Source organism: Ktedonobacter sp. SOSP1-85, from assembly GCF_016587415.1.
Lineage (GTDB): Bacteria > Chloroflexota > Ktedonobacteria > Ktedonobacterales > Ktedonobacteraceae > Ktedonobacter.
Map to the genome: position 1 here is coordinate 5,633,485 of NZ_BNJI01000001.1, position 26,942 is coordinate 5,660,426.

Annotated in this window: 25 protein-coding genes; 10 read left to right on the forward strand and 15 right to left on the reverse strand. The window is 54.6% G+C overall.

The window, feature by feature from the left end; translation table 11 throughout:
* Positions 1 to 258: 258 nt before the first annotated feature.
* Positions 259 to 1,041 (reverse strand): IS982 family transposase, encoded by a 783-nt coding sequence (locus tag KTE_RS23455; protein ID WP_255552929.1) that lies wholly within the window; start codon positions 1,039 to 1,041, stop codon positions 259 to 261.
* A gap of 795 nt (positions 1,042 to 1,836) precedes the next feature.
* Between KTE_RS23455 and KTE_RS23460 the strand changes: the two genes are divergently transcribed.
* Complete coding sequence (locus KTE_RS23460; protein WP_052568352.1) at positions 1,837 to 2,808, forward strand: RNA polymerase sigma factor RpoD/SigA; 972 nt, start codon at positions 1,837 to 1,839, stop codon at positions 2,806 to 2,808.
* A 98-nt stretch (positions 2,809 to 2,906) separates the two neighbouring features.
* On the opposite strand, the gene prfB is transcribed toward KTE_RS23460, so the two are convergent.
* Positions 2,907 to 4,035 (reverse strand): peptide chain release factor 2 gene (prfB, locus tag KTE_RS23465; RefSeq protein WP_201383936.1). Its coding sequence is split into 2 segments (ribosomal slippage): positions 2,907 to 3,968 and positions 3,970 to 4,035, totalling 1,128 coding nucleotides; the frame shifts between segments, so codons are not numbered across the junction.
* A gap of 300 nt (positions 4,036 to 4,335) precedes the next feature.
* Between prfB and KTE_RS23470 the strand changes: the two genes are divergently transcribed.
* A complete protein-coding gene (locus KTE_RS23470; protein ID WP_201385192.1) occupies positions 4,336 to 5,223 on the forward strand; it encodes a pentapeptide repeat-containing protein in 888 nt (295 codons plus the stop codon).
* 181 nt (positions 5,224 to 5,404) lie between these two features.
* Complete coding sequence (locus KTE_RS23475) at positions 5,405 to 5,686, forward strand: hypothetical protein (protein WP_201385194.1); 282 nt, start codon at positions 5,405 to 5,407, stop codon at positions 5,684 to 5,686.
* Between the two features lie 18 nt (positions 5,687 to 5,704).
* Here the strand turns inward: KTE_RS23475 and KTE_RS23480 are convergent, their stop codons facing one another.
* The 6 genes from KTE_RS23480 to rnhC all read right to left on the reverse strand — a co-directional run bounded on the left by KTE_RS23480 (position 5,705) and on the right by rnhC (position 10,777).
* Positions 5,705 to 6,871, reverse strand: coding sequence for a hypothetical protein (locus KTE_RS23480; RefSeq protein ID WP_201385196.1), 1,167 nt, complete (start codon positions 6,869 to 6,871; stop codon positions 5,705 to 5,707).
* A 252-nt stretch (positions 6,872 to 7,123) separates the two neighbouring features.
* The gene (locus KTE_RS23485; RefSeq protein WP_201385198.1) at positions 7,124 to 7,822 is read right to left on the reverse strand and encodes a hypothetical protein; all 699 of its coding nucleotides are present in this window, start codon (positions 7,820 to 7,822) and stop codon (positions 7,124 to 7,126) included.
* 225 nt (positions 7,823 to 8,047) lie between these two features.
* Complete coding sequence (locus KTE_RS23490; RefSeq protein ID WP_201385200.1) at positions 8,048 to 8,647, reverse strand: GNAT family N-acetyltransferase; 600 nt, start codon at positions 8,645 to 8,647, stop codon at positions 8,048 to 8,050.
* Between the two features lie 107 nt (positions 8,648 to 8,754).
* Positions 8,755 to 9,261: a hypothetical protein gene (locus tag KTE_RS23495; protein WP_201385202.1), complete on the reverse strand. Its 507-nt coding sequence runs from the start codon at positions 9,259 to 9,261 to the stop codon at positions 8,755 to 8,757.
* 8 nt (positions 9,262 to 9,269) lie between these two features.
* Positions 9,270 to 9,734 carry a zinc ribbon domain-containing protein gene (locus KTE_RS23500; protein ID WP_201385204.1) on the reverse strand — a complete coding sequence of 155 codons (465 nt, stop codon included), beginning with the start codon at positions 9,732 to 9,734 and terminating at the stop codon, positions 9,270 to 9,272.
* A gap of 104 nt (positions 9,735 to 9,838) precedes the next feature.
* A complete protein-coding gene (gene rnhC / locus KTE_RS23505) occupies positions 9,839 to 10,777 on the reverse strand; it encodes a ribonuclease HIII (RefSeq protein WP_201385206.1) in 939 nt (312 codons plus the stop codon).
* A gap of 294 nt (positions 10,778 to 11,071) precedes the next feature.
* Here rnhC and KTE_RS23510 point away from each other — a divergent pair, with 294 nt between their 5' ends.
* The 3 genes from KTE_RS23510 (at position 11,072) to tmk (ending at position 14,504) form a co-directional block, all read left to right on the forward strand.
* Positions 11,072 to 13,126: an exonuclease domain-containing protein gene (locus tag KTE_RS23510; RefSeq protein WP_201385207.1), complete on the forward strand. Its 2,055-nt coding sequence runs from the start codon at positions 11,072 to 11,074 to the stop codon at positions 13,124 to 13,126.
* A 124-nt stretch (positions 13,127 to 13,250) separates the two neighbouring features.
* Positions 13,251 to 13,847 (forward strand): hypothetical protein, encoded by a 597-nt coding sequence (locus KTE_RS23515; RefSeq protein WP_201368666.1) that lies wholly within the window; start codon positions 13,251 to 13,253, stop codon positions 13,845 to 13,847.
* A 3-nt stretch (positions 13,848 to 13,850) separates the two neighbouring features.
* On the forward strand, positions 13,851 to 14,504 hold the full coding sequence (gene tmk, locus KTE_RS23520; protein WP_201385209.1) for a dTMP kinase: 654 nt from the start codon (positions 13,851 to 13,853) through the stop codon (positions 14,502 to 14,504).
* Between the two features lie 50 nt (positions 14,505 to 14,554).
* On the opposite strand, the gene KTE_RS23525 is transcribed toward tmk, so the two are convergent.
* Genes KTE_RS23525 through KTE_RS23540 form a run of 4 tightly spaced genes read right to left on the reverse strand, consistent with a single transcriptional unit; the run spans position 14,555 to position 17,518 of the window.
* Positions 14,555 to 15,406, reverse strand: a complete 852-nt coding sequence (locus KTE_RS23525) for a nucleotidyltransferase domain-containing protein (RefSeq protein ID WP_201385211.1) — start codon at positions 15,404 to 15,406, stop codon at positions 14,555 to 14,557.
* Positions 15,407 to 15,447: 41 nt separating this feature from the next.
* Positions 15,448 to 16,422 carry a D-2-hydroxyacid dehydrogenase family protein gene (locus tag KTE_RS23530; protein ID WP_201385213.1) on the reverse strand — a complete coding sequence of 325 codons (975 nt, stop codon included), beginning with the start codon at positions 16,420 to 16,422 and terminating at the stop codon, positions 15,448 to 15,450.
* A gap of 60 nt (positions 16,423 to 16,482) precedes the next feature.
* Positions 16,483 to 16,851: a tetratricopeptide repeat protein gene (locus tag KTE_RS23535; protein WP_201385215.1), complete on the reverse strand. Its 369-nt coding sequence runs from the start codon at positions 16,849 to 16,851 to the stop codon at positions 16,483 to 16,485.
* Positions 16,852 to 16,870: 19 nt separating this feature from the next.
* Entirely contained in the window at positions 16,871 to 17,518 is a 648-nt protein-coding gene (locus KTE_RS23540) for an NTP transferase domain-containing protein (protein ID WP_201385217.1), read from the reverse strand.
* Between the two features lie 255 nt (positions 17,519 to 17,773).
* Between KTE_RS23540 and larE the strand changes: the two genes are divergently transcribed.
* The 4 genes from larE (at position 17,774) to KTE_RS23560 (ending at position 22,770) form a co-directional block, all read left to right on the forward strand.
* Positions 17,774 to 18,655, forward strand: a complete 882-nt coding sequence (larE, locus tag KTE_RS23545; protein ID WP_201385226.1) for an ATP-dependent sacrificial sulfur transferase LarE — start codon at positions 17,774 to 17,776, stop codon at positions 18,653 to 18,655.
* A gap of 408 nt (positions 18,656 to 19,063) precedes the next feature.
* A complete protein-coding gene (locus KTE_RS23550; RefSeq protein WP_201385227.1) occupies positions 19,064 to 19,906 on the forward strand; it encodes a carboxylesterase in 843 nt (280 codons plus the stop codon).
* A 191-nt stretch (positions 19,907 to 20,097) separates the two neighbouring features.
* The gene (gene nifS, locus KTE_RS23555; RefSeq protein ID WP_201385229.1) at positions 20,098 to 21,285 is read left to right on the forward strand and encodes a cysteine desulfurase NifS; all 1,188 of its coding nucleotides are present in this window, start codon (positions 20,098 to 20,100) and stop codon (positions 21,283 to 21,285) included.
* Positions 21,286 to 21,594: 309 nt separating this feature from the next.
* Entirely contained in the window at positions 21,595 to 22,770 is a 1,176-nt protein-coding gene (locus KTE_RS23560) for an aminotransferase class I/II-fold pyridoxal phosphate-dependent enzyme (RefSeq protein ID WP_201385231.1), read from the forward strand.
* 110 nt (positions 22,771 to 22,880) lie between these two features.
* On the opposite strand, the gene KTE_RS23565 is transcribed toward KTE_RS23560, so the two are convergent.
* The 3 genes from KTE_RS23565 to KTE_RS23575 form a co-directional block, all read right to left on the reverse strand.
* Positions 22,881 to 23,519: a DsbA family protein gene (locus tag KTE_RS23565; protein WP_201385239.1), complete on the reverse strand. Its 639-nt coding sequence runs from the start codon at positions 23,517 to 23,519 to the stop codon at positions 22,881 to 22,883.
* 111 nt (positions 23,520 to 23,630) lie between these two features.
* On the reverse strand, positions 23,631 to 24,221 hold the full coding sequence (locus KTE_RS23570; RefSeq protein ID WP_201385241.1) for a hypothetical protein: 591 nt from the start codon (positions 24,219 to 24,221) through the stop codon (positions 23,631 to 23,633).
* Between the two features lie 296 nt (positions 24,222 to 24,517).
* Positions 24,518 to 26,908: an adenosylcobalamin-dependent ribonucleoside-diphosphate reductase gene (locus KTE_RS23575; RefSeq protein ID WP_201385250.1), complete on the reverse strand. Its 2,391-nt coding sequence runs from the start codon at positions 26,906 to 26,908 to the stop codon at positions 24,518 to 24,520.
* Between the last annotated feature and the right edge of the window lie 34 nt (positions 26,909 to 26,942).

The following is a 26,942-nucleotide window of genomic DNA, read 5'->3' on the forward strand; positions in this document are numbered from 1 at the left end:
TGCGTTTGATCCGTTTGAGCCCCAATACTACGAACTTTGGAGTTCAAGGCAGATGTAATAAACCCGCTTGGAGAGACAATATAGACGTGATAAGCAATGTAGAAAAATGACAGCAGTGTTGACAGCAAATAACTTAATAATCTATGTGATTTTATATGAATCTATGGGCAACGCAAAATACGGTGAAAGCGCTTAAATAAAGGTATGAAAAAACCATGAATTTGAGAAAATAATACACTTACGCTTTGTGCTAGTAGTTTAGACGGCCAGATCAGCTAACTTGAGAGGAGATCGACCCAAGAGCGTGTTGAGCATCATGCCAGCGCTATGAGCAGTGACTTTGACCGCAATGCGCGTGAACAGTCCCCAGACGCTCTTGGCATAATGCTTGGAGAGGTGAAACTGCTCTTGCAATTGGGCATTGACCGTTTCGCAGATCAAGCGCAAGCGATTGAGTGCCTTTTGAGCCGTCGCAGAGCGCTTGGCAGGCTGATTTGCTTTGACGGGAGCGAACAAGAGCAACGAGCGAGTGTGCTCAAGGGTACTTTGGAGTGCTTGATCATTGTAAGCCCCATCACCAATCAGCCGCTTGAGGTGATGAGCCACCGAATCGAGCAACTCCACTACGGGCTGATTGTCATAGTGACTGGCTGGAGTCAGCAAGAAGCCAAGAATAACGCCTGAGAGACCAACAAGGCTATGGAGCTTGCATCCAAAGTACTTCATCGCCTTGCTGCTACAGACTCCATAGTCGGCATGACCGGCAAAATCGCTTGCCTTCTTACTGCGTTTGTAGCTGATACAGGGGACAGGAGCCGAGTCAATGGCGGCGGTCTCCTCCATCTGCTGGGCCTCTTGCACCAGGCACAAGCCTGCTCGTATGGTCAAGATCACGGCCCACAGCGATCGCTTGCGGCGGTTGTAGCGGCTGCGTTCATTGAGTCCAGGAAAGAAGGGCCGCAAATGCTCGTGGTGCAAGCGAAAGAAGTGATCTTCTCTCGGCTCTCCAATGAGCTCCTGATACAAGGCGATGGTGACCACCTCGCTATCTGAAAGCTGGGGGCGGGTCCTGGTCGCTCTAAGGCGTCTTGGATCACGGCAGACCCTTTCATTAGGTCGTCAACTATGATAAAAAGTGTGGTGAGAACGGTCGCTTTGTCAAGCATTGCTGTACGCTCCTTGTTTGTTGATTGGCTTTACAAACAGAAGCGTACTTCCGTTCTCCTTTTTTGTCATCCACTAGCACAAAGCGTACTTCTTACTTCCAGCATAACAGGTGAAACAACTCTAGTCAAGCATTGCTATCTATTCATGTTACTGCGCGCAAGGGCTGGGCAAAAATCCTCAAACATGGAAAACTCTTCATGGAAGAGGTCTACTTTGCTCTATAGCAGTGAGCAGCCAGGAAGGCGTGCTGGATGTCGTGCTTGAGCACGCATGATATGCCAAATTTTATGTAGACTGAAATTTGGGGTCAATTTTCCCTATAAAAGTGTGTTTGCTTGCCGATAGTATTACTGTTACAGCTTTCTACCAGCTTGCGAGGAGTGAAAGGAGTGAACTATGTCAATGGGGACTAGAGTTTGGCACGTTTCTTGCACTAATAGAAAAGTGGGAGAGCATATCGCGGACGACACGTTAGAAAAAACACAGCCGGGAGAGATGGCGTTTCTAGACAGAGTCATATAACAGTGCCAGAGAACTGGTAAGCGCACCCGACTGCATCGCATTACCTAGAGGTCCGTTTTGAGTTTCTCGTTTGCGTCTGTCTGTGAAGGTAGTATGGAAAAAGGAGTAGATGTCGTGGGAGCAAGAGGAAAAAGAGCATCCCAGAGTGTGGATACCGAAGTGACAGTCACGTTGAGCAAGAGAAAGCACACCAAAGACCTGATGGACGATGGCGTGGAGATAGAAAGTGAAAAGGATTTCATCTATGCCTGCGAGGAGGAGGTAGATGGGGAAGAGGACCAGCGTGGGGCGGTCGACGATTCTGTAAAGCAGTACCTGAAAGAGATTGGCATGTATCCACTGCTCACCGCCGAGCAGGAACTTCAACTGGCAGAACGCGTAGCGCGGGGCGATCAGTATGCCCGGCAGCGCTTGATCGAGGCTAACTTGCGCCTGGTCGTCAGTATAGCGAAGCGCTATTCCAACCAGGGGTTACCGTTGCTCGACCTGATTCAGGAGGGCAATATTGGTCTGATGCGCGCGACACAGAAGTTTGATTACAAGCGTGGCTTCCGCTTTAGCACCTATGCCACCTGGTGGATTCGCCAGGCTATCAGCCGGGCCATCGCCGAGCATTCTCGCAGCATTCATATTCCTGTCCACGTCGTAGAACTTATTTACAAGATCAAGCGTATCACACGTCGCTTGTATCAGGAGCAAGGCGTTGAGCCATTACCGGAGCAGGTAGCGGCTGAACTGGGCCTGCCGCGTGAGCGCGTCGTCGAACTACTCAATGTCTCGGAGCAGCCCATCTCGCTGGACGCGCCGATGGCCGATGATGAGGAGTACCATCTCTCAGATATGCTCGAAGATACCAGCATGGCGCCCACGATTGATGTGGTCTCGCAGCAGTTGCAGCGTGAGCATATCGAGCAAGCCATGACCGTCCTCAATCCTCGCGAGCGCACGATCATTGAGATGCGCTACGGGCTAAAAGATGGACACTCCCTCTCGCTCGACGAGGTCAGCGTGCTCTTCCACCTGACACGTGAGCGTATTCGCCAGATTGAGGTGAAGGCTCTGCGCAAGCTGCGCTACCCGGAGCGCTACGAGGGTCTGCGCGACCTGGCGCGTGTCTAGCAAGGAGAATAAGAGATGACCCGGACGGGAGAAACGTCCGGGCCTCTTTGTGTCTGGTCAAAAAAACTGTGTGCTACTGCTTCCACATCTTGAGCGCGCTAGTCTTCCGCGACCGCGGCGGGACTTGCAACGCCAGATGCCTGCTCCTGTAAGTAGGCGTGAATGAAGGGATCAATGTTGCCAGCCAGGTACGCGGTGGTGTCACTGGTCTCGTGGTTGGTGCGATGATCCTTGGCAATGTTATAGGGATGTACAATCACCGAGCGAATCTGCGTTCCGAAGTCGGCCTGGACATGCTCGCCTTTTAAGCGGGCCGCCTCCTCGTCGTGCTTCTTCTGCTCCAGCTCAAACAGGCGGGCCTTGAGGAGCTTGAGCGCGACTTCCCGGTTCTGAATCTGTGAGCGCTCGTTCTGACAGGTCACGACGATACCGCTCGGAATGTGGCGCATCCGCACGGCGGAGTCAGTTTTGTTGACGTGCTGCCCACCCGCGCCCGTTGAGCGGTAGGTATCTACCTCGATATCTTCGGGCCGGATCGAAATCTCGATCGTGTTTTCGATATCGGGCATGAGCTCAACTTTCGCAAACGAGGTCTGGCGACGGTGTGCTGCGTCAAAGGGCGAGAGCCGAATGAGGCGATGTGTACCTGCTTCCGACCGCAGATACCCATAGGCAAAGCGCCCCTCGATCTCAACGGTCGCACTCTTGATGCCAGCCTCTTCACCTTCACTATAGTCATAGATCTGGGTGCGGAAGCGATGTTGGTCCGCCCAGCGCAGGTACATACGCAGAAGCATCTCAGCCCAGTCCTGGGCGTCGACGCCGCCACTACCGGCGTGGATACTGAGGATGGCGTTTTTCTCGTCGTGTTCGCCACTGAGCATTAAGGCAAACTCTAACTTCTCGATCTGTTCCTCAATTGGGGGAATGGACTGCGCCACTTCGGCCTGCATATCATCATCTGGCTCCTCTTCCAGCATCAAGGCAAGTTCTTGCAGGTCTTTAAGTTGCGTGGCGAGCTGCTCCCAGGTCGTAACCTCTTCGCGCAGGGCATTGAGTTGTTGCATATGGGCCTGCGCTTTGCGGTTATCAGACCAGAAGTCTGGCTGCATGCTCTCTTCTTCAAGTTGTGTTACCTGGACTGCTTTGGTAGCCAGGTCAAAGACGCACCATAGTTTTCTCGACGCGTCTTTGTAAACGTTCAATTTGTTGGGTCATTTCACTCATGGTGAGTATTGTAGCATATCATGGCGCGCGGGTGTAGAGGCAAATATTTAACCATTCCAGTCTGGTACAAAGCTGGAATTTGGCCTACATTTGGTGGCACTCACGCATTTCCTATGGCGGACCAGGGACGCAGGGACTTCCAGGATCTGAGGCGGTGCCGTTGACAAGAGATGCCAATGATCAGCTCGCGGTGACTATTCAAGCGACGGGAAAAAGGGTATGTTGCTGAGTGCTTCCTCCGAGTCCATGAAGTATACTGTTGCGAGACTCAACATGAACACACTGGAAGGGAGCATGATCGTGACTACTGAGAAACCCATTGGAACAGGAAAATCGGCTTTCCCTTTGACGAGGGCAGATATTGAACAACTCCGAAGCACTGTCCAGAGTGCTGCTCAACTCGATCTCCACCTTCAAAATCTGCAAGAGATTGATCTCTCCTACATGGATTTGCAGGGCGCAAATTTGCAAGGAGCCAACCTCCGAGGAGCCAATCTTCGAGGAACCAATCTTCGTGAGGCGAAGCTGCAAGGAGCCAATCTTAGCGAGGCGGACCTCGACGGGGCAGATCTGAGTCGTGCATCCCTGGGTGATACCGAAGCTAACCGTGTGAAAATTCACGGCGCGAAGCTGAGCTACGCGACCCTCAGAGAACTTGATCTGCGTGGATTCAATCTGGCGGAACTTGACCTGCAAAATGCTGATCTGAACGGAACCGATCTGCGGGGTGCAGTGCTTCGAGGAGCCGATTTGCAAGGAGCTGATTTGAGTACCGCTCGTTTGAACGGTCCTGAATTGCAAGGGGCTATCTTGCACCGTAGCGCGTCTCTTGGCGACAGAGGCGAGTATCTGGATCGAGCAAAGGGAGCCCGGAAGCGAGTAGCTCCGGCTCATGCAACACTCATAGAAGAGCACTCCTCATCCTTCCAAGCGCAGGAGGGAAAGCAGACCATTTCCGACCGGGAAGCCTACCTTTTGGGAGAGCATGCTCTGCTGGTTGACTTCTCACCAGTTAAGCTCCGTGGACTCTTTCCACAGGGCTTTGCTTTCGCTCAAGCTCGCCACCTCTTCGACACCTGGCTCGTTCAAACGGGAGACAACTACAACGAGCAAACGATTCAGGCCATGTGGATTGGATTTGCCCATCGTATTTGTGATCTGTACTATGAAAACGAACCAGAAGCGTAAAGTGCGCGGAGACACCTTGATGCCCATCTAGAGCTTTGAGTCAGACCCACTTTTCAGGGCATTTCTTGTCCAGCCACAAGTGTATTTGTTGGTAACCAATCTTTCTGCGCTGTAATATACAGCAAAGTGCAATATAGCGCGAAAGAAACGACGTGAAAAATTGAGCGCATCTGGAGGATCCATGAAGCTTGTTGAGATTGGAATGCTTGTGTTGGGACTTGTTTTTGGAGCCATTGTTGGGAGCTTTATCCCGTTTGGGAATGGAAACGCAGCGCTGATAGGTGCCTTCCTCATTCCTGTATGTATTTTCTTCGTGCTCCTCTTCACTAAGAGACGCCGCAAGGCTCTCTCGCTTGAGGAGCGCTACCAGCAAAACGAATCATTGCATCAATATAGTGTTGAGACTGCCAGGAACAAGGAAAAAAAATTTATGGATGTTGCTGAGAAGATTCGCCATCGTTAAATTCTGTTCAGCCATATCTTAGCTGAGCAGGAGGTTGGTGAGCAGGAGCCGAGTGGTCTGCTGACCTATGCTGGATGTAGTGAAGGCGAGGAGCAGGAGTGAGGGCTGGCCAGGCAGGTCATTCGTAAAATGCAGGGTGCCGGTAAAGCCTCCATTGTGTTGGATAGTGATGGCTTCGGTGTTGAGCACCGCCAGGTGAGTCAGGGTATGGTCAAAGAGGAGGGCAGTGGGAGTTGGCAACGACGTGGTATTGGTTTGTTCAAGGGTGCCACTAAGGGTGATGGGTGAACTCGTTGCCATATCCAGGTTGTTGTGTTGCAGTGTCAGGCCTGGCGAGGAGGCGGAGGTGACAAACCAGAGTCCATGCTCGTCCATTTGTATCAGGCGTTGCAGGGTCACATCAAGCTCGCAGGACGGGTTCTCCTCAGTGAGTGTCAACTCGGCCTCGCTTGCTGATTGGCGGATCAGGTGAATATGCGTGCTATCTGCGGACCAATGCAGCAGATTTTGTGCTAGAGAGGCCGCCGTTTTGAGAGGGTCGGACCAGGGCAGGATTGTTCCAGCATTGGCTTGTGCCTGCAACTGTTGCGCTTCAGCGCGGCTTAAGACCGGGAAGAGCGCGGGGAATGGTACCTGTATGAATGCGCCATTCTGCCAGCGATATTCGCGGTACATCGTTTGCTGATCTGGTTGCATCAAGAGGTCGTTATCAACGGGAAGTGTGGTATCAAGCTGGCCGATGCTGAGTGAATGGGCCTGAGTAATGCTGGCTGTACCCTGAATCAGGTCGTGAAGTTGGAAGACTGGTATAAGGGTTGGCTGGGAGGTCTGGCCTTGTTGAGAGCAGGTGTAGACATAGACGTCGAGCAGGTGGCGTGGATCATCGGGATGACTCACCTGGACAAAGGTGCTTAGCTGGCCAGGTATGAGGTCACTAGTAATTTGTGTCACTGGTGGTAGTAGTTGTTCAGTAGTCGCTGCAAGAATCTGTTGGTAGTCCGCCTGGCGCAGAAGGTTCGCGCAGTTTTCTGTCGGGGAGGCGAAGGACTGAATAGAGCGGAGAAACAGATAGCTGGCCAGGATACAGAGGGCGATAAGCGCAATGACCATGGTAAGCGGACGTGGATGGTAGGTTGTGTGTGTGAGGCGTGTTCCCCTGGTAGGGAGTCTCTGTGCGTTGCGCAACCTGGCTCCTCCCCTCCTCTTTCCGTCAATACCTCCACTTTCTAGTCTAAAGAGGGTGACAAGCGAAATAGATCATTATAGCCGGGAAAAAGGGTATCTTCTGCTTCTTTGCAACTCATAGAAAATCAGGAGGGGTGTCATGCTCATTATGCAATGAGCATGACACCCCTCCTGACTCCTGTGAAGTGCTTATCGTGGAGATGCACGCTTCACAAAAGCAAGAATGATGAGTCTAAATATGATACCGGGCCTCTAACCGAGCATATGATTGAATTGCATAATAAAGAGGACCATCGCGACAAGAATAAAGAGCATGCCCACCAGAATGGTGACCAGAGCTGTCGTGCGCCCACGTGAGGTCACACTCGTCGTGGCAGAATTCTCGGCGGATTGCCCTTGCTGGTAGGCCATGTTCCCCTGGGGGGTAAAGCTCCCCTGCGGTTGCGCAAAGCCTGGATATGAGTACTGGCCACCGCTCTGGGGCGCGTTCGCGAACGAAGACTGTGAAGCCGGGTAGCCTCTGCCCATAGGCTGCTGCATACCAGAGAGGCCTGGCTGAGAGATGGGATAGCCTCCCCCTTGAGTATAGGCGTTGCTCTGAGGCTGCATGGTGGCAGGATTGCCTCCCATATTCGTATGCGCGTCCATCATGCTGGTCGCGTCATAGGCATTTTGTGTGCCATAGTTCTGGTCTGCTCCGCGCAGCATGATCGGTTGGGGTCCACCCTGCGAGGGGTGACCGCCAAAGTTAGCCGTCGAGCCACCAGAATAGGGACGAGCCGCCTGTTGTGGTTGAGGTGCAAAGAACGACTGTGACTCAACTGTCTGGTCGTTCGATCCTGTGACATCATAATTCTGGCCGGATTGGCCGTTTTCAACAGCTGCACCACACCGTGGGCAACGGGTGGTACCGGGGGCCATTTGCAGACCGCATTGACCACAGAAAACCATGAAAACTCCTTTCAGACCCCGCTCAAACATCGCCGAGACGCGAGGCTGTTCGTGTGATAGTATACCCCATGGTCGGCCCATTGGGAACGGGCACAATCTTATATTTCAACGGTGAAGTACCCTCAAATGCCACGAAGAAGGACTTCCGGGCAACGTCTTTATCGATATTGCACGCACATATTGTATGTAACAACGTTTGAGGTTGCCCATTTGTTCCAACTTCTCTCACAAAAATGCCTGCTTGTGAGCGATCTGTGCCTGTCTATGTATCAGCGAGAATTTTGCCCATCGCATAGGCGTCAACAAACTGTCCCGCACATAATAGGCATCTTTCAGCGTCCCCTCGATGACAAAGCCACGCCTGGTATAGAGCGCGATCCCAGCCTTATTATGCGTATGTACGTCGAGCGCGAGGCGGTGCAGATGCAGGGAGCGCGCCCAGTTTTCGACGGCCAGAAAGAGCTGGGTGCCGACGCCCTTGCCGGTATAGGCTTGCAGGATGCCAATGAAGATATGTGCACTATGAGCGGTGCGTCGTACCCGGCCTCGCTCTGCTCCCAGGCAACCAATCAGGCGCTCACCATGTTCGGCCACAAAGAGGATGTCTGAGGTTATGTCTTCTTGCTGGCGCGCAAAGCGTTTAAGCAGCTCATCAGGATTATTTTTGCGCTCCTCTGGCTCAAGCAGCATAAATGTTGTCTCTTGATCAAGTTGCCGCATGAGGGCCAGGCATGCTTCTGCATCACTGGCCCGAACGGGTCGAATATAGATCGTCTCTTGGCCTGGTGAGAGCTTATAGTGTATTGAGAGTGAGTCCTGTGCCATTCTGACCTTCCTGCTATGAAAGTGTGTGCCGTGTTTGATATTCCCTCGTTATGTCCTTCTTGCTTTGTGCAGACCATGCACTCCTTCCAGGTGAGATGCTGGCGCCATCAGGCCTGGTTCATCTGTCCATCTACGAATTTGAGCGATCCGTCTGCCTGCTGGCTGACGATATAGTAGCCGCTATACATGGTGGTCTGTCCATCCGTCGTTAGAGCTTGCAAGGTGAGGGAAACCTTTTGCCCCTGGGGATCATCGCTGCTACGGATCGTTTGGATGGTGTCTTTGTCAGTCGTAGCAAAGCCATTTTTAAAGTCATCATAGGTTTGATTGATGTGGGCCCAGAGATCATAGGCTTGTTGATATTGTTTGGCATTGATGTAGTTGTAGTACTTGTAAACTACGCTCTCAGCCTGCGCTGAGGTCACTGTTGGTGTCGGAGTGGTCTGGGTTGGAGTTGCGGTGGCCTCCGGTGTGTCAGTTGGTTGGGCCGTTGCCGTGTCTGTGGGTTGGTTGGCGGTTGTCGGAGTGGCCTGAGGGGCAGTCGTCGCTGTGGCGTCATTGGCCGTGTTCGGGAAGAGTCTGCCCGAGCCAGCGAGTAAGATGCCCCCAGTCACAAGGACAATCAGAACGGCGAGTATGACGAGTGTTGTGAGCAGCCCATTGCCGCGCCTGGGGGCTGGGGCTGATAGTATGGAGCGGGCTGAGGGGGAGTGTAGCCCTCTTGTTGCTGCCTATAGGGATATGGGGATGGAGATACTGGATTGTAGGGATTAGAGGTGTGAGGAGGAGGCGCTGGATAAGCGGGTGTTGGCCGTGTAGAGGACGGCACGGCACTCGTGGGCGCGTTGTTGTTGCTATAGGTTTCATAGCCTCTCTGATCCTGTTGCGTGCGCGCTGAATAGGCATCACCCGGCTGGCCTGGCTGGTGCTGCGGCATCGCCTGCATTGAGACCTGCGTCTCGTTATTTATGTCATTGGTAGTAGGCGCTTGCTGGCCTACCGGGTTCTCATCGACCGGGGCGCCACAGCGGGGGCACTTCGCCGAGCCGGGTGGTATAAGCAAGCCACATTGACCACAAAACACCATATTGGCTTCTCAAATCCTTTCTCCGAGCAGAGTCTCTCTATTTTCTCTATGATGCCAAATGAAGCAATAACATTTAGAGTATGAATACAATCAGGAATATTGTTCTATAATACAACAATCATGTCGGTCGTTTTGAAGTGGAGCTTGGCTACTTTGCGTAGTATGTCTGCCCCATGTTGTGCAACCAGTTCTCGTCCAATGGTAACAATCCGTGGGTTAGAGGCCCCCTTGGGAAGCTCAATCCCTACGCTTCGTGAAAGCTCTGCCAGCTCACGAACAAAGGCGGCGCGTGCCATAATGGAGGCTGCGGCCACCGCTGTATCGTCTTCGGCCCGGGGCCTCTGCTCCAATGTAATCGAGCACCCCGTTTGCCTCAAGGCATCAAGTAAGAGTCGCTCTGCACCAAACTGGTCGACAATAGCCAACGACGCTGCCACGGTGGGTTGGAGGCGCGTAATAGTATGGGCGTGCGCCTGCGCGAGCAGCAAGTTAAGATTTGGTGTTGCCTGGTAGAGCCGATTATAGCGCTCGGGATCATAAATCCGCAGCAGGCCCTGCCCGCGACAGATATGCTCTATCTCTCTGGCCATCTCCAGCATAACGGCATCGGTGAGGCGTTTGCTATCGCGCACCCCCAGGGCGAGAAGTTGCTCCTCTGTGTGATTATCCACATAGAGCGCGGCCATGACCAGGGGACCATAGTAATCGCCTTTGCCCGATTCGTCGCACCCAATGCGTGCCAGGCCTGTGGCGCGTGGTCGCTCTCCTCCTGATTGACTCTTGAGTGCGGGAGCCGTTGTTGCTACCTGTGATGCTATTGAGGAGCTATTCCAGGCTTTGAGCGCGTTCTGGAGCGCACTGGCCTGCCCCTGTACATTAATGCGCCCGGTGGTATAGAGCGTGACTGGCACGCTGATCTTGCCATCGCTGACCACGAACTGGTGCCCACTCTGTACCGCCTTCTCGCTAAGAATACGCCATCCCTGATCTGCAATATAGGTATGGAAGGCAGTAATGGTTGTCTCTAGTTTGCTTGTGGGCATCCTCTTTCCTTTCAACAGGGTGCGCTTAATGTTGCCGGATTTGCCAGCTTTGCTTATTGTACTTTATGCTTGGTAAACGTTTCGACTGGCATCTTTGGAGACGCTGATTGTTCCTATTGTAGCAGGAAGTGAGATTGGCGGTAATATATTTGCTCTTTTATAGCCCTCTTGACTGTTCTTTCCTTCACACCTGCGGTGCTCATGACTATGTACTTGTCAAAAGGGGCGAGGCGTGCTATTCTCGCACATATGATCTAATAGACGGCAATGTATTTTGCGAAGTGGAGTTATGGCATGGCGCAGGTGGATGAGAATAGTGTGCCGCAGCGAGGGACATTACTACGCAGGGCACATGAACTGCTTGAGCGGGTCGGCCAACCGGTGGTGGAGGAGCAGTTAATCGAATGTCTCTTTGGGGTGACGGGCAGTGGCAACTCCAATGGCTTCTGGACGATAATGTTGCGGCAGACATTGCGTGGCTCTCCTCTCTTTGAAGCTCTCTCAGTTGGTGATGAAGACGAGATGGGTTCCCAGGAGCGGCTATGGGGCTTGACTGCATGGAAGCGTACGCAGCTTGCGCTTGAAGAGGTAGAGTTTGTGGTGGTGGATACCGAGACGACCGGGCTACGGCCCGGGCCGGACCGTGTGATTGAGGTGGCGGGTGTGCGTATGCGTAATGGCGAGATCCTGGATACCTTTCAGAGCCTGGTGCACCCAGAGCGGCGCATTCCTCCCTTTATTGTGCGCTTTACAGGTATTTCTCCAGAGATGCTGGCTGATGCGCCCAAGGCGCGCGATATCATACCAGATTTCCTGCGTTTTATTGAGGGCGCAACCCTGGTTGGACATAATCTGAGCTTTGATGTCAATTTTCTCACGCACGAAGCACAGTTGTTGGGCCTGCCCTTTCCTGTTGAGGGCCTGGATACAATTTTGCTCTCGCGTCGCTTGTTGCCGGGTCTGAAGCGCTTCAAACTGGACATGGTAGCGCAATATTTACAGATCAGGACGCATGACCGGCACCGCGCCCTGGGTGATGCCCAGGTGACGGCCGATGTCTTTGCTCGCTTGATTGAACGCGCAAAAGTACAGGGGATACATACGCTGGGGCATCTGCGCCTGCGCCAGCAGTTGCCCGTGGCCTGGAGTGGGGATATCACCCAGGTAGATGCGAAGGTGGCGGCGCGTGGCCGGGCCGACGAGAAGCTTTCGGGCGTGGCGACGCGACCGAATGGGGGCCTCCTGCTCAATCCTGCCTGGCGGCGCAACTTCCCTGAGAAGCCCGGTGTCTATCTCATGCGGGACGAGCATGGGCAGGTGATCTATGTTGGCAAGGCGAAATGCCTGAAGGACAGGCTGGGTTCCTATTATAGCCAGCCGCTGGGATACACGCGCAAGATGGATGGCCTCTTGCAGAATGTACGCGAGATTGAGACTCGGGTGCTGGGTTCGGAACTGGAGGCGTTGCTGGTGGAGTCGCGGCTGATCAAAGAGTTGCAGCCGATGTATAATGTGCAATTGCGCAACTATGAACTCTATCCCTTTATTAAGATCGATGTACAGCATGCCTTTCCCAGGGTCTACGCCACGCGCGAGATTGCGGCAGATGGTGCGCGCTACTTTGGTCCCTTCCGTAGCCGCAGGGTTGTGGATGCGACCATTGAATTGATGCAGAAGATCTTTCCGGTGCGCACCTGTACACGCGGCCTGCCACCAGCGGCGAAGGCTTCTGATCCCTGTTTGCGTCACCATCTGGGGCGCTGTCCCGCTCCCTGTCGGGGTGGCGTAGATGAGGATGAGTATCGTAAAATTATCGAACAGGTTTGTGCCTTCCTGGGTGGTGAGCGAGAGGATCTCTTTGATCGTCTGCGCCGACAGATGTTTGAGGCGGCGCAACAGCTCAACTTTGAGCGAGCCGCCTGGCTGCGTGACGCACTGCGCAGCGCCGACGAGGTCCTGATCGGTCAGCAGTTGATCACGGGCGCCGTTGAGGCCAACAATTTGTTTATTGTCTATCCCTCGTCCGAGCTTGACCACAATGAACTCTTTCTGGTCAGACATGGTCGCTTGATCGCCCAGCAGCGCGTGGCCCATAATGAGCCGGAGACAAAGCTGGCCCTGCGTACTTTGCTGGTTCAGGCGCGTGACTTAGGGCGCCCGCCTGATATTGTGGGTCAGGCCGAAGTCGATCAAATTAATATTATCAGTCGTTGGATTCATCATCATAGTGAAGACCGGGCCTTCTTCCCATTTTCATCTGCCCTGGCAAGCGAGGAGGAGCAGGAGGCGTTGTTCGCACAGATCTGGCAACATATCGGTGCCGAACCACTCTTGCCGCTGGAAGAGTAGCTTCTTCTCCGAAAACCCTGAGCGCGAAGCGCTAGTCACGCCAGTGACGTTGGGTTTCGGAATAAGATCTGGGTAGAAGTGCGCGTGTATCGTATTTTTTCTTTTCATTGGAGACCGAAACAGCATGTTATTATCCGATAAACGTATCCTTGAAGAACTAGAGCAGGGCAATATCGTTATTGAACCCTTTGATATGCGCCATCTGGGAACCAACTCATATGACTGCCGCCTGGGCGAGTGGTATTTCCAGGGGGACGCCAATATAGAGGCTATGCACCTGGACAACCCGGAGGAGATTCGTCGCTACTGGGGAATGCCCCGCCAGGCAAGCGAGGGAAAGATCGCGATTCGCCCCGGCACGACGATTCTGGCGCATACACAGGAGATCATTGGTGGTCATAACGGCTACCTGGCAAAGATGTATTCGCGTAGCACGGTCGCGCGCTCGGGTCTTTCTGTCTGCCGCTGTGCTGGTGTGGGTGATGTCGGTTATATTAGCCGCTGGACCATGGAGATTAGCAATCATACGCAGACGACTATCTACGTCCCCGTGGGCTTCCGCATCTGCCAGTTGACCTTTGAATTTATTGGCGAGACGCTCAAGGAGTATCACGGCAAGTACGGCAAGCGCGCGGAGTCCTGGCGTCCAGAGGATATGCTCCCCAAGCCCTACTTTGACTGGGACTATGATGTCTATCGTACCGATAAGGGAGGCAAGTAGGGCGTGGAACGTGGCGTACTGATTTCTTTTGAGGGTCTCGATGGGGCGGGCAAGACCACACAGATGAACCTGCTAGAGGAGTGGCTACAGAGCCAGGGGGTGTCATATCTGCGCACACGCGAGCCGGGTGGATCTCCCCTGGGGGCTGAGATCCGGCGCCTCCTGCTGAACCGCCCCGACCTGCATATCTCTCCCCTGGCCGAAGCCCTGCTCTTCCAGGCTGACCGCGCCCAGCATTTTGCCGAGGTGATCCTGCCCGCGCTTGACGAGGGGAAAGTAATCGTCTCGGACCGCTGCTTTGATTCCAGCATTGCCTATCAAGGAGCGGCGCGTGGTGTTGGTGAGCAACTGGTGGAGGATCTCTCACTGTTGGCGACACAGGGACATCAGCCCAATCTAACTATCATGCTGGATTTGCCACCTGAGAAGGTGCAGCAACGCACCAACCTGGCCGTGGACCAGAGTGGTACGCGTACTGAGCAGAGCCATTTTGATCGCGAAACGGAGACCTTTCATCGGACCTTGCGCGAGGCCTTTCTCACGCTAGCCCGCAGGTATCCACAGCGTATCAAAGTGCTTGATGCCTCGCGTACTCCTGAAGTCATTCAGCGCGAGATCCAGGGTCACGTTGAGCGACTCCTGGCGGCGCGTGCATAAGATAAGAGCCAGGATGAACGGGGTGCTGATATTATCAGCACCCCGTTTGCTTATGCTAGTAAGCCCTGGGCTGTCAGTAGGGCTTGCGTCTCTTTGCGGAGCGCCTCAAGTTGCTCGAGCGCAGCCTTGAGGTTTACGCTCTCGGGCGTGAGGAGCGTATAGACCTCGCCAATGCGCTCGGCGAAGTGGGTAGGTACGAGCGGGAAGGCGTTGGCAAGCGCCACGGCGCCCTTCTCGTTCATCCAGTAGCAGGTGTTGAGCGCGAAGAGGACCTGGAGCAGGCAGGAAGCCGCGCGAAAGCAGCAGCCCGCGACATAGGAAACATCACCGCGCCCTGCCCCTTTGGCCGCGTTCTGGATGGCGAAATCGATCTCCCAGAAGAAGCTTCGGGCGATCCCCTCCTGCAATTGACGAGGGTAGGGTGTGGTCAGGGCTTTTAGGCGCTGGACCTCGCCCGCCGGGTCCCAGAGCAGGCGGCAGAGCGCGATCTCCGACATATACATGGCGGTCGTAAAGCCATGTGGATGGCCTGGCTGATAGGCAATCTCGATGCGCCCGGCACGACTCTCGGTAATGGAATGTGCGACCGCACGCAGGTCGCGGTAGAGGAAGTCGACATGCATCCCCTGCACCACCAGCCAGCCACCGCCATTGATGCGTGGTCCCCATCCGCCGAAATCGGTGAGCACATCCTGGCGGTGTTCGTCATCGACCCTGGCCGCGACGGCGCGTAAGTGACGCAGGTCAATAGGGTTTTCGGAATCATAGTAGAGTCCCAGATCAATGTCTGAGGTTGGCGTTGCCGCCCCTCGGCCACGCGACCCACCAAGCACAATGCCAGATAGGCCAGGAGTGTCGCGGAGCTCATTGAGCAAGAGATCCAGGATTATATCTGCGTTCAAAGAAGCATTCTCGTTTCTAGCAGTGTCTGAGTGAGACACGATTACGCGTCTGGCTGTTTACCAAGGACTTCGGGATTGACGACATTGATGGGGTGGCCGGCCTGGAATGCGACTACCTGCTCGAAGGCCGCGCCAAAGAAGGATTCGTAGCTATCTTTCTCCACATACCCGATATGGGGTGTGCAAATGACATTCTCCATATGCAGCAGAGGGTGGTCGGTGACTGGCTCGCTCTCATAGACATCCACGGCAGCTGAGCCTGGGCGTCCAGCGCGCAGCGCCTCCTCCAGCACGCCAGGAGCAATCAATCCCGCGCGGCTGGTATTGACCAGGAGCGCGGATGGCTGCATCGCCGCCAGGTCAGTGGCGGTCACGATCCCACATGTGGCTTCCGCCATTTTGACGTGAAGGGTAAGGATATCGGCGCGCTCGAAGAGCATCTGCTGGCTGCTGGCGGTCTCAAAGCCATCGGCCTGGGCACGAGCTAGTGAACCTTCGCGTCCCCACACGAGTACCTTCATACCAAAGGCGCGACCGTAGCCCGCGACCAGGCTACCGATCCTACCATAGCCAAAGATGCCCAGAGTACGATTGCGCAGACCGGTACCAAGTGTCGTCTGCCAGCGGCCAGCCTTCATCGACGCGATCTCCTGGGGAATATGTCGTGTCGCGGCCAGGATCAGGCCCCAGGTCAGTTCAGCGGTGGAGTAGGAGGTCCCGCCGCCCGCCGCGATGACGATTCCACGGCGCGTGCAGGCCTCTACATCGATATGGGGGTAGCCCCTGCCGGTCTGGCTAATCAACTTGAGGTTGGGCAGGCGTTCCAGGAGGGTCTCGCTGATCTTTGTGCGCTCGCGGATAAGTACCAGGGCATCGGCCTCGCGAAAGCGGCTGGTAAGGGCCTCAATATCGGTAACGCTATCATTATAGATGGTGACATCGTGTCCTTTGAGCTGCACGAAGCAATCGAGCTTCCGTATGGCATCCTGGTAGTCATCAGGAATAACAATCTTCAAAATTTTTCCTCCTTTGTGTCAGGCCTCAACGCTGAGAATGCGGGTGAAATAAAGGGTGCCTTAGAGCACTTCCAGGCGCTCTTTGCGGCGTTGCGCCTCAAGGTAGTTCGGGTCAATCTCCAGGGCGCGATTGACGGCGGCCAGGGCCTCCTGTTTGTGTCCCAGAATGCCCAGGACCCAGGCCTTGGCATCCCAGGCCGCCGCGTCGTGGTCCTGGATGGTTAGGGACTGCTCGAAGTCCGCCAGGGCCTCCTGGTAGCGGGCGAGCATGGCGAAGCAGGTTCCACGGGTGTACCAGGCTTCTGGGTTAGCGGGGTTGAGCGCGACTGCTTTCTCCGCTGCGGCCAGGGCCTCGGTATAGCGAATGGAGTTCGAGAGTTGTTGACTATATTGAAGCCAGAAAGCGGCTTGTTGTTCTTGTGTAGACATGGTTGTGAGCGACTCTCCTCTATTCATCTGAAGGATGCTGTTTTTGCCACTCTTTGACGACGGCTTCATAGGCATCCCAGGTATCGACGTCATAGTTAGCGTGTGTAGACCCCAACTCTATGCTTGTAACCTCGGCTCGGTGGCGTGTAAGCACAGAGCGTCCACCCTCGTCTCCTTGTACCTCTCGCAGCTCGGGAAAGAGACTGCGCTCGAAGAGCACCGGGTTCCCGCGTTGTCCCTGGTAGAGAGGCGCGATGATACGGCTATGGGTCGTATGCCGGGCCTCAATAAGTGTATCGAGAATGGCGGCGGAGAGCAAGGGCTGGTCACCCAGAATGATCAGCGCGGAGTCGCAGTCTGGTACCAGGTGTGCCAGTTCCGTGATGCCCACGTGAATGGAGGTACTCATCCCTTGTTGGTAGTGTGGGTTGTCGACAGGATGGACCTCTGGATACACGAGATAGGGGGCTAGCACGGCACGCAACTGCGCGGAGCGATGCCCAAGCACGAGCAGGACTGGTCGTGCTTGTGAGGCCAGGACCGCATCGATGACATGCGCGATAACGGGACGATCTCCCAGGGGCAGCAAGAGCTTGTGACGGTCTTCACCGATGCGACTGGAGGTCCCCGCGGCAAGAATAATCGCGGCAGTGGTGCGCTCGCTCATACATGCTAGACCTTTCCTATAGCAATAAAATATGTTTTGCAGAAGAGACCTGGTGGAATAGAGAGGCAGTTTCCTCTTTGTTATATCACCTGGAGGATGGTGAAGTATACACGCCTGAATAAAGTGCTGCTCTTCCGTGCCTGTGTATAAAGCGGGTTGCCAGCGGTGCTATAATGACGTTCAGTTCGAATAGATTAGAGAATATGAAGAGGAATGCAAGTCGAGAAGCTCGTAGCCTACCAGGAGTAAAGAAGAATGCTAAATTCCCCCCACACAATGCAAGAACACGTAGAGCCGTTGGATGCCCAGACGCAGGCGAAATATGAGCGTTTGCAAGAGATTTTGCGCGAGATGGAGTCGGTGCTGGTCGCCTATTCAGGTGGGGTCGACAGCGCGCTTCTGCTTAAAGTAGCACACGACGTCCTAGGTGACCGGGCGCTAGGCGCGATTGCCTCATCGGCGGCCTATGCTCCTGAAGAGACGCAAGAAGCGATCGAGGTTGCCACGCAGATGAGCCTGCCCCTTGTGACGCTGGAGACCCATGAGCTGGAGGATGAGCGGTACGCATCCAATACCGTCCAGCGCTGCTACTTCTGCAAGACCGAGCTCTTCACAAGTCTGGAGCCGGTGGCGAAGGAGCACAATTTACGTCATATCGCTTATGGCGTCAACAAGGACGATGATGGAGATTTTCGTCCCGGACAGAAGGCAGCGCGTGAGTTTGGTGTGCGGGGGCCGCTCAAAGAGGCGGAGATGGGTAAGAAAGAGATCCGTGCCATCGCGAAAATGCTGGGTATGCCGGTCTGGGATAAGCCCGCGATGGCCTGTTTCTCTTCGCGTATTCCCTATGGGAGCCGAGTGGATGTGGCCTCTTTGCAGATGGTCTATAAAGCGGAGAAGTTTTTGCGCGAGCAGGGGTTTCGCCAGTTGCGTGTGCGCCACCATGATAAAATCGCCCGTATCGAGGTGGAGCGCTCAGAGATCCCTCGCCTGGTAGAAGAAGCGATGAGCCGCAAGGTGACCGATGCTCTGCGTAAGATTGGCTATTCTTATGTAACAGTCGATTTGTTAGGGTACCGCACGGGCAGCATGAATGAGTCTTTCTTCAAGAAGAAGAATGCTACAGCCGCTGAGTAGGTCGCATGCGTGCATTGCGAATGTAGAGAACTGGCCTCGTGGTGGTAACTGGGCACGTGCCTGGATACTGTCACGAGGCCAGTTTTGTAGAACGTATAGATGTGTTTTGTGGCAGCGAAAGCAAGCATGTAGGTTTTTTGTCGGGAAAAAGGGTGAAATTCTGCGTTGTGCCAACGTAGATATGTATGTGTGTATCTATTTCTTGCCTGCGGGAGTGATATATTTTTAGACAAACGAACGTTAGATAGGATAGAAACGTATAGATTTTTAAGCGGAGGAGCGTGGCATAAGGGGGAGAGAAGTGTGTTTTGTATAGCACTAACATCCTGTGTAAGGAACTCTTAAGAGGCATGGAGCCTCTTTCCTCCCTATGCCTACAGGCAGGGGGATCCAGAGGCGGAGGATCTGATGAAACTACAACGAAACGCGGTCTCCTTTTCCCTGGGGCCACAGAATACGGATAGGGCCTGTGTACTGGTGCATAATGTTGGCGGGAGTCCATTAGAGATGAGGGACCTGGGCGAGTACCTGGCGCAACAGGGCATCCGAGTGCGCGGTATCTCGCTAGCAGGCCACGATGGCGACTTAAAGCACCTGGCCCAGGTTGAGCGAGAGGCGTGGTTGAAGACTATCGCTGAGGAGGTAATGGAGCTAGAAGACTACCCATATGTTTTTTTGGGTGGTTTCTCCGTGGGGTCGGTACTGGCGATATTATCGGCCCTGGACTTTGGTCAACAGATTGCGGGCGTCATTGCTATGTCAACGCCTATGCGCCTGTTTCAGGAGTTGAGCTTTCCCTTTGGCGACTACTTTGCGAAGCACCGGCAGCCCCTGGCTGGATATGCGCTAGAGGATCCCTGTGTGCGCCATGATATTCTCACGAGTATACGCCTCCTTGATCCTAAGGGCATTGAGGGACTGAGTGAAAATGAAATACTGGAGATTGCGCTTGAGGAGGCGCGTTACCCAGGTGTGCTTTGGCGCCAGATGACCGCACTGGTGCGGGAACTGCGCTCGCGTTTGCAGGAACTGGTGACACCCTTACTGATTATTCACGGAAAGCAAGATGCGCTCAATCCACCCGAGAGCGCCTCTGAACTGTATCACAAGGCCATCTATGCCCCCAAATCGCTGCACTGGCTGGAGCGGAGCGGCCATTTTGTGATGACAGATCTTGAGCAAGAACAACTCTGTTTTCTCTGTGCTTCGTTTATTAACGATATTGTCTTGCATGATCGCTTAAGCGGCTAGCGAATTAGTTGTTTGCGTTGGCAGTGACTACTCGCCGCCAACACACCCCTACCCATACGAAGCACCGTAGGTGCTGATGTGTAGCTATTTTCTGTAGCTATCCCGGCTATGGTATAATCTGTTTAGCTAAGTGTTCTTTGCACACCAAGTAAGAAGTGATAGGGTTTTGCCATAAGCAGGAAATAGTAATTATGCCAGAGCATGTTTTACAGTCAGAGGCGCCCGAGCGTGCGCAGCGCCTTATCTATATGGACCACGCGGCCACGACCGCGCTTGACCCACGTGTTCTTGAGAGTATGATGCCGCACCTGACCGAGCAGTACGGCAATGCCAGCAGTATCTATGCGCTGGGCCGGCAGGCGATGCAGACCATTTCGCATGCGCGTGAAGAGGTGGCGGCGTTGCTCAATTGCCAGCCCGCTGAGATCGCCTTTGTAGGTTGTGGTTCTGAAAGCGATAACCTGGCGATCAAGGGCATGGCCTTTGCCTCGCAAAAGAAGGGTAACCACCTGATTACCAGTTCGATTGAGCACCACGCGGTCCTGCACACCTGTAACTACCTGGAGCGTTTTGGCTTTGAGACGACCTATCTCCCAGTTGATGAGAACGCGTTGATCGATCCAGACGCGGTTGGGCGGGCCATTACCGATAAAACCGTGCTGGTCTCGATCATGTTTGCTAATAATGAGGTCGGAACCATCGAACCTATAGCCGAGATTGGCAAGATCTGTCGTGCGCGCAAGGTCCCCTTCCACGTGGATGCGGTGCAGGCGGGTGGTGCACTCCCCATCGATGTGGCCGCGTTAAATGTGGACTTGCTCTCGCTCTCGGCGCATAAATTTTATGGGCCAAAGGGGATGGGTATTCTCTATGTCAAGCAAGGGAAGCGCATCCTGCCACAGTTGCAGGGGGGATCGCAGGAGCGTGGTAGGCGTGCCGGTACCGAGAATGTCGCGGGCATCGTCGGGACGGCCGAGGCCTTCCGGCTGGCCCAGGAAGAGCTAGAGACCGTGACGCCACGTATCCGCAAACTGCGCGATCGCCTGATCGAGGGCATCTTGACCATTCCCAGGAGCCGTCTGACGGGCCATCCTGTACAGCGCCTGGCCAATAATGCGAGCTTCTGTTTTGAAGGCGTGGAGGGAGAATCGATCCTGATTCACCTGGATATGCTAGGGATCGCGGCCTCGACCGGTTCGGCCTGTACCTCAGGCTCGATTGATCCCTCACATGTCCTGGAGGCCATGGGCTATCCTTCGGAGTGGTCGCATGGGAGCTTGCGCCTGACGCTCGGTAAGGAGAATACCGAGGAAGAGGTTGAGCGAGTCATCGCGCTCCTGCCTGGAGTGGTAGAGAAGGTGCGGACCCTGGGCCTATAGCCGAAAAGTATAGGTAGAAGAGAGGAATATGCTTTTGCAGGTTCCTCTCTTCTTTGTTTCTCACACAACGCACAGCTGCGAAAGGCCAGGTTGGAATTGGCTCTATTGTAGCTGTGATAGAGGCAATTGGCTTATTGTAACTATGAATGTTTTTATGTTACAGTGGAGATATGGGGGAGGTTGGCGGTGCTGCCACTATGTGTTTTTAGAGTTTGTGCGCAGGGGTGCAACAAAATATTGTAACGCCAGGTCGTTGTAGAGCGTTCTCAACGAAGCCTCCAGATATCGGATGAAAGGAATGGTTTTGGGATGGATACGTTAAAACGTGAAACGTTGTCGCAGCGGGTGCGGCAGGTGAGGCCCTCTGGCATTCGTAAGTTCTTTGATATTATTAATACCATGCCAGAGGTTATTTCATTGGGAGTGGGAGAGCCCGACTTCGTCACGCCAGAACATATTCGGCGCGCTGGTATTCGCTCAATTGAAGAAGGACATACGCAGTATACCTCTAACTATGGCATGATTGAGCTACGCCAGGAGATCGCCAAGAAATTGCAGGCACTCTATAGCTTAGAGTATGATCCCGCTAAGCAGATCCTGGTCACGGTCGGGGTAAGCGAAGGTGTCGACCTGGCTATGCGTACTATCATTGATCCCGGTGACGAGGTGATCGCGCCCGATCCGGGATATGTGGCCTATGAGGCGGACATCATTTTCGCCGGGGGGGTAGCGGTTCCGGTGCCAACATACGCGCAGTATGACTTCGCTGTACGTGCAGAGGAGATCGCCGCGGCTATCACCCCGCGCACCAAGATGATTCTGCTGGGCAATCCCAATAACCCCACAGGTGCGGTGATTCCCCGTGTGGAGCTTGAGAAGATCGCTGCCCTGGCAGTCGAGCATGATTTGATTGTGCTCTCCGACGAGGTATATAGCCGTCTGACCTATGGTGTTGATCACTTTAGCATCGCCTCGCTACCCGGGATGAAGGAGCGCACCATTTTGATGGATGGCTTCTCCAAGTCATATGCCATGACCGGCTGGCGCGTGGGCTACGTCGCGGCCTCGACCGAGATCCTTGAGGCTATGCTCAAGATCCACCAGTATACCATTATGTGCGCCGGGACTGCGCCCCAGGAGGCCGCTTTACAGGCGTTGCGCTACGGCGATGACGACGTTAAGCGGATGCATGATGAGTATGAGCGCCGGGGCCAGATGTTTGTCGCGGGCCTTAATAAGCTGGGCCTGGCCTGTTGCGAGCCACGAGGCGCATTTTATGCCTTCCCCTTTATTGGCAATACGGGGATGAACGACGAGGAATTCGCGGAGAAATTGCTCTTTGAAGAGAAGGTTGCCGTCGTTCCTGGTAGCTCGTTTGGTGAGGCGGGACGCAATTATGTGCGCTGCGCCTACTGCACCTCCTATGAGAAATTGGAAGAGGCCCTGGTGCGCATCGAGCGCTTCTTGCAGAAGCACGCCAGGTAGCGCGTCATCTGTTTGACTTCTCGCGCCTGCGGTGCTCGCTTTGGTCAATGATGTAGTGCACCGCGACAGCCGCAGGCTGTCGCGGTGCACTACATCATTGACCAATTATATTATTTGGCGGAAACAGGTTCCCAGGATGGAGCCTGGACGCGGTCGCGTTTCAACTCAAAAACATTGGGCTGGGTCAGGAAGTAGGAGGTATGATCCCAGAGGGTCGCAGCCTCTTCGCCCTCGGGTACACTATGGATGACCGGGCCATAGAAGCCTACGGTCGAACCCTCAAAGGCGATGGTGGGTACGCCAAAGGCCGCGTAGCGATCAACGGCCTCTTTATGGTCGTTGAGTACCTCCTGGACCGTCGATTCATCGGCGAGGGCCTGGGCGACAAAGTCGCTGCCGAGTCCCGCTTCCTGTGCAGCTGCCTCGACGACTGAGCGCTCGTTGATATTCTCTTTGCGTCCGTGGGCGGCATTTCCCAGCGCAACGTAGAGTTTCTCCAGGGCCTCATTCCCTTTCTGGCGACGAGCGAGGGCCAGGGTGCGAAGCGCGGTCCAGCCGCGACCGTTCACATAGTCGGGCTGTACACCCTCCTGGCGGTTAACCACTTCGAGGCTAAAGAGTTTCCAGGTAATGTCCACTGGACGCTCCTGGCGTACATTGCGCATCCAGAGGGCGGTGCGCCACGCCAGTGGGCAGAGTGGATCAACGTGCATGTTTACTTTCTTGGGTTGCGTAGCTTCCAAGTTCATGAAAATCACTCCCCAACTGTGAAGTATAGTCACACTTTACTTTCTGAAGTGTGCAATTATAGAATATTCTCTCGCAAAGATGAATGTCAAATGGAGAGTGGCTGAAGGCGCCTAGAAATTGCTTCTGAGAAATGGTTGGCTCCCATTTCTTATATCCAAAAGACGATGTGAGCCGAGCAGCATGGATTCGGGATCGGCGCGATGGGGACCAAGGAAGCGCAGGGCAGGTGCCTTCGCCGTCCCCTGATATTTTTGCAGGAGCGGTTGGAGGAACTGGGGGAGCGCGATGCTACCATGATGCTGAGCCAGCAGGAGCAGGTAGTAGCGGCTGCGCTCATCCTCTATCACACTGCGAATAGTTGAGAGGTCAAGCAGGATGCCGCGTTCGTGGCGCGTGAAGAGCAGGATGGGGGCATTATCCATCTCCTGCGAGAGGCGTAAGATACTCTCCTCAAGGTTAGGGACATAAAGTTCCATACGCTGTAGCGTTACGCCTGTCCGCCTGGCCCGGTAGTACATATATTCCAGAAAGTCTTTGGCCTGTTGAATACGTTCCAGGCGAATTCCTTTGTGTTTGTCGGGCGCGCAAGGAATGAAGGCCACACATACCAGGCAGGCAGAGAGGTTCTCTGCCATGACCAGAGCCTGATCGATTGCTTCTCTATCGATACTGTGTGTAAAAGGCAGGAGTAAATACTGCATAAGCGTTTCCATTCTTATTGATGAGTAGCTGGTGTTACTGAGCAAATAGCAGGTGTCTGTGTTATTAGTATAGAGGGAAAGGAATAAAGTTTGGCTCAAAATGTGGAGGGCGGATCTAAAGATATGCTCAGGATCTGGTGACGTTGCCATTCTGATGGGGGAATGCGAAAATAAGAGCAGGCGTTAGTATATTGTGTGCAAGCTATTTCTAGTAGGTAATAGAGTGAGCCCTGGCAACTTTATAGCTGCCAGGGCTCACTCTATTACCTACCGAGGCGAGCGCCGTAGGCACAAGGTTAGCATTCGCTATAACCGCAGTTATAGCATTTGCGGCAGCCCTCCTCGTAGACCATGGTGTTACAGTCGCACTGGGGGCAGAGGTTGCCCGTCAGGTTGAGCGTGCTGAGATCGCCATGCTCATGATAGGTGCCATTCGTTCCGCTGGTCTTCTGCTCAGCAGGGGGGTCGTCCTGTTCAGCGGCGGCGTCCTCCTTTGCTTTCTCGCTCGCGAGCTGCGACTCGATATGTAGTTCCAGCGCGCGGGCCACGCCATCGGGCAGCGAGCGCACCTGCTGCACGCCGAAACCAACCGAGCGGCTGCCGCCGATGCCGCGTAGCTGTTCGGTGATGACCTTGGCGCGATCCATTTGCGAGAGCGGACTGAGCAGTTGCAGGTTCAGCGAGATCAGGCGCCCCAGGGCCTCGGAGAGAGCCGCGATATCGCTACCGGCCTTACCCAGAGTCACAAAGACTTCCAGGGGTCCCTGCTCATCGCTATTGATCGTAATGTTGATCTTGCCCTCTGGGGCGCGTACCTGGCGTGTATAGCCGTGGACAACAGCAGGCCGCTCTTTGATTCCCTGGCGGATCGAGGTCACAGGCTCCATCATCAGGCCCTGGGTCTCGTTCGCATCGCCTGTGGCCTGTTTCTGCTTCTTCTCATCCTCGATACGGGTCAGGACTGCGTCACGCGAGCCATCGCGGTAGTAGGTCACGCCCTTACAGCCCATCTCATAGGCCAGGCGATAGAGCGTCTCGACCTGGTCAACGGTATGGTTGTTGGGCGCGTTCACCGTCTTGCTGATGCTGGCATCGGTGTAGCGCTGGACGGTCGCCTGTACACGTATATGCTCCTCGGGTGAGAGATCCTTTGAGGAGACAAAGTAGTGAGGTGTTGATGCGTTGGGATGCGCATCGCGCCAGGCCTGGAGCAGGGGATGATAGAGAATATGCTCACCCGTGCGGTCGCGCCGGATCATGGCGAAGTCAAAGACCGGCTCAATGCCCGAGCTAACGCCTGAGAGCAGGCTGGTTGTGCCGGTGGGTGCCTGGGTTAGCAGGACGGCGTTGCGTGTGCCGTGCTTCTTGATCTTCTCTTGCAGCGATTTGGGCAGGCGTTTGATGAACTTGCCCTGGAGATATTTGTCGCGTTCGAAGCGTGGGAAGGGCCCCTTCTCGGCGGCGATCTCCGTTGAGGCCTCGTAGGCCGAGTCGCGGATCGTCGAGTAGATGCGCTCAATCACCGGGATCGAGGCCTCGCTACCATAGGCGATCTTCATCTTGATCAAGGCGTCGGCCAGACCCATCGTCCCCAGGCCTGTGCGGCGCGTGCCGAGCTGTGCCTCGCGGTTCTCCTCAAAGAAGTAGTCGGTCGCATCAATGACGTTATCCAGGAAACGCATGGAGACCTTGCTTATCTCTGCCAAACGCTGCCAATCCATGGCTCCATCTGAGACAAAGGCCGCAAGGTTGAGCGCGCCCAGGTTGCACACTCCCCACTCTGGAAGCGGTTGCTCTCCACATGGATTTACGCAACGAATATTTTCGTAGTACCAGGTGTTGGCTTCTTTGTTGCAGCGATCCATGAAGACGACACCTGGTTCGGCGGATTCCCAGGCCGAGGTGCAGATCAGGTCCCAGAGGTGGCGCGCCTTGATAGTCTTTTTGACCTCGTCCTGCCAGACCAGGTTCCAGTCGGCATCGTCCTTGACGGCCTGCATAAAGGCATCGGAGACGCAGACCGAGAGGTTGGCGTGCTCGATCATGCCCGCCTTTTTCTTGACCGTGATAAACTCTTCGATGTCTGGATGGTTGTCATCCAGCATAATCATTAAAGCCCCCCTCCGGGAACCACCTTGCTGGATGACATCGCCGGTTGCGACCGAATAGAGTTGCGCCCAGGAGCAGGGACCGGAGGCCGTGCCATTGACGGTCTTGATGTAGGAGCCGCGTGGACGGAGCGTGGAGAGGTTGATGCCGACGCCACCACCGCGAGCCATGATCTCGGTCATGACCTTCAGGTTTTCCAGGATACCCTGGCGGCTATCCTCCGGACTGGGGATGACGAAGCAGTTATAAAATGTAACTTGGTGTCCGGTTCCGGCACCCGCGAGGATGCGTCCGCCGGGGACAAACTGGAAGTTGGAGAGAGCGTCGTAGAAGCGCTCCTCCCAGAAGGCCTGCTTCTCCTCGCCTTGCTCGACAGAGGCGATGCCACGGGCGACGCGTTTCCACATATCTTCAGGGTAGAACTCCAGAGGTTGCCCGGTGGCATCCTTAAGCGAGTATCTATCCATGAACACCTTCTGGCGAATGCCTTCTAACTGTGTGAGCGAGGCTATGTCGGAGGTAGGTGCAGACTGTATCGCGGAGTCAGACTGTCGTGGTGGCTTCTGTTGTTCTACCATAAAGGCTTGCTCCTTTTCCTTGTACTCTGGGCGT